Here is a 3,485-nt window from a genome sequence, read left to right on the forward strand (position 1 = left end):
GCGGTCCTGGCCGATGACCACGGCGCGGTGGTCGAAGAGCGTCCTGGACCGCAGCAGGGACCAGCCCACCTCAGCGGCGCTCACCTCGGGCTCGCCGATGATGTGCCCGGTCAGGGCCCGTGCCTGGCCTCGTAGCGCCACGTCGCTCTGTGCGGAGATCACCCAGGGCACCACACCAGCGACGTCCGATACGGGGGCGGGCTCGATCGGCTCGGGGGCCTGCTCAAGGATGAGATGGGCGTTCGTACCGGAGATGCCGAAGGAGGAGATCCCCGCCCGGCGGGGCCGTTCGCCCTGGGGCCATGGGACGGGTTCGCTGAGCAGGCTCAGGTCGCCCGCGCTCCAGTCGACATTCGGGGTCGGTTCGTCGATGTGCAGTGAGGCGGGCAGCACCCCGTGGCGCATCGCCATCACCATCTTGATGACCCCGGCCACTCCGGCGGCGGCCTGGGTGTGGCCGATGTTGGACTTGATGGAGCCGAGCCACAGCGGCTGGTCCTCCGGCCGTTCCTGCCCGTACGTGGCCAGCAGCGCCTGGGCCTCGATCGGATCGCCGAGGGTGGTCCCGGTGCCATGTGCCTCTACGGCGTCCACCTCGGACGCCGACAGCCGGGCGTTGGCGAGCGCCTGCCGGATCACCCGCTGCTGCGAGGGCCCGTTCGGCGCGGTCAGCCCGTTGCTGGTGCCGTCCTGGTTGACGGCGGAGCCACGGACGACGGCCAGCACGCGGTGGCCGTTGCGTCGCGCGTCCGACAGCCGCTCCAGCAGGACGAGACCGACGCCCTCGCCCCACACCATGCCGTCCGCCGCGGCCGCGAATGGTTTGCACCGTGCGTCGGGCGCGAGACCACGCTGGCGGGAGAACTCGATGAACGCGCCCGGGGTGGCCATCACCGTCACCCCGCCGGCCAGGGCCATCGTGCATTCGCCCTGCCGTAGGGCCTGAGCTGCCAGGTGCATGGCCACGAGCGATGACGAGCACGCCGTGTCCACCGTGACCGCCGGGCCTTCGAGGCCGAAGGAGTAGGCCACCCGGCCGGACACCACACTGCCGATATTGCCCGTGGCGACATAGCCTTCGACATCGCTCGCCGTATCGCCGGTGAGGGAGATGTAGTCCTGGGACGTCACTCCCGCGAACACGCCCGTGTTGCTGCCCGCGAGCGTGTCCCGATCCAGACCCGCGCTCTCGAAGGTCTCCCAGGCGGTTTCCAGGAGCAGCCGCTGCTGGGGGTCCATGGCGACCGCCTCGCGCGGGCTGATGCCGAAGAACCCGGGATCGAACTCGGCCGCCTGGTAGAGGAATCCGCCCTCGCGGACATAGCTCGTCCCCGAGCGGTCGGGATCGGGGTCGTAGAGCGCGTTCAGATTCCAGTTGCGGTCGGTAGGCATCTCCGCGATGGCATCGCGGTGCGCCATGACCAGGTCCCACAGCTCCTTCGGGGAGTGGGCGTCGCCAGGGAAGCGGCAGGCCATGCCGACGATCGCGATCGGCTCGTCCTGGGCGGCCGTGGTCGGGGTGTGAGCGGCGACGGCCAGCTGCTGGCCCGTGAGTTCGGCCCGCAGATAGGTGGCGAGGGCGTTGGGCGTGGGGTGGTCGAAGACGAGCGCGGGCGCGAGGTCGATTCCGGTGGCGGTGGAGAGCTGGTTGCGCAGTTCCACGGCGGTCAGGGAGTCGAACCCGAGCTCCTGGAACGGCTGGGCGGGCGGAATGGCGTCCGGTCCGGAATGCCCCAGGATCGAGGCCGCGAGGGCCTGGATCCGCTCGAGGAGGAGCTGGTGCTGCTGCTCGGGGGCGGCGGCGGAGAGCCGCTGCTGGAGCGAGGTGCCGACGGACGTGCCCGTGGACGCGCCGGTGGTTCGCTCGGCAGGGTTCTCGGCGGCCGTGACCAGGTCGTCGAGCAGCGGGCTGGGGCGCTGGGCGGTGAACGCCGTCGGGAACTTCTCCCAGTCGATGTCCGCCACGGTGACCGTGGTGTCACGGTGGTCCAGGGCGTGCTGGAGCGATGCCACGGCCAGTTCGGGGCTCAGCGGGCACAGCCCACGCCGCCCGTAGAACGCGAGCGCGGTCTCGTCGGCGGCCATGCCCGCGTCGCCCCAGGGACCCCAGGCGAGGCTGGTGGCGGGGAGTCCCCGGGCGCGGCGGTGCTCGGCGAGGGCGTCGAGATAGGTGTTCGCGGCGGCGTAGGCGCCTTGCCGACTGCCGCCCCACGCGGCCGCGCCGGACGAGAAGAGCACGAAGGCGCTGAGGTCGAGCCCCTGGGTCAGCTCATGCAGATGGGCGGCGGCCAGGGCCTTGGGCCCGAGCACATGCTGCAGCCGCTCCGGCCCCAGATCGGCGATGAGCTCGGTGTCCGACGTTCCGGCGGCGTGGATGACGGTGGTGAGGGGGTGTTCGGCTGGGATGGTGTCGAGGAGGTGCTGGAGTGCGGCCCGGTCGGAGGCGTCGCAGGCGGTGATGGTGACGGTCGTGCCCAGGTCGGTGAGTTCTTGGGCGAGTTGGGTGGCGCCGGGGGCGTCGGGGCCGGAGCGGCTGATGAGGTGGAGATGGGGTGCGCCGTGGCGGGCGAGCCAGCGGGCGATCTGGGCGCCGAGACCGCCGGTGCCGCCGGTGATGAGCGTGGTGCCCGTGGGTTGCCAGGTCCTGGGGGCAGCTGTGGGCGTACCGGCCCTACGGAGACGCCGGGCGTAGCTGCCGGTGGCGCGAATGGCGGTCTGGTCCTCCGGCCCACCGGGGGCGAGCAGCGCGGCCAGACGGTCTGCGGTGTGGTGGTCGATGACGGTCGGGAGATCGATCAGGCCACCCCAGCGGCGAGGGTGTTCCAGGGCCGCGGCGCGGCCAAGTCCCCAGGTCTGCGCCTGCCGCGGGCTGGGGAGCGGATCGCCGGGACCGGTGGCGACGGCGCCCTGCGTGAGGCACCACATGGGCGCCGGGATCTCGGCGTCGCCGAGAGCCTGGACGAGCACGGTGGTCGCGGCCAGCCCGGAGGGCACGGCAGCGTATTCGGGGTGCGGCTCCTCGTCGAGGGAGAGCAGGCTCAGCACTCCGACGGGTTCGCCCTCCGTGGCCAGACGGGTGAGGTGGTCCGCCAGGGCGTCGCGATCGACGGTACGGGTGTCGAGCGCATGGCGGAGCGGGGTGGCGCCGTGGCTGGTCAGGGCGTGCGCTGCGGCTGCCACGGCAGGGTGGTCGGACTGACCGGCGGGGAAAATCAGCAGCCAGGTGCCGGAGAGGTCCGGACGCGCGGAGGAAGTGGAAAGGCGCTTCCAAGTGGTCTGATATCGCAAGGAATTGACGACCGACCGCTCCCGGTGCTGCCGCCGCCAGGCGGACAGCGTCGGAAGAACAGCGCCCAGCATGGGCTGCTGATCCGCCGGTGAGTCGATGGTCGCCGCCAGGGCTTCCAGATCCTCGCGCTCCACCGCCTCCCAGAACTCCCTGTCGACCAGAGCCGACTCGGTGGGCGTCGGGTCGGAGGAAGAGC

Annotated in this window: 1 protein-coding gene; it reads right to left on the minus strand. The window is 71.8% G+C overall.

The window, feature by feature from the left end:
- On the minus strand, positions 1-3,485 hold a 3,485-nt coding region (locus tag GWI24_RS42160; protein ID WP_210951307.1), incomplete at both ends, for an SDR family NAD(P)-dependent oxidoreductase.

The organism is Streptomyces sp. MK37H, from assembly GCF_018035285.1.
GTDB lineage: Bacteria > Actinomycetota > Actinomycetes > Streptomycetales > Streptomycetaceae > Streptomyces > Streptomyces endocoffeicus.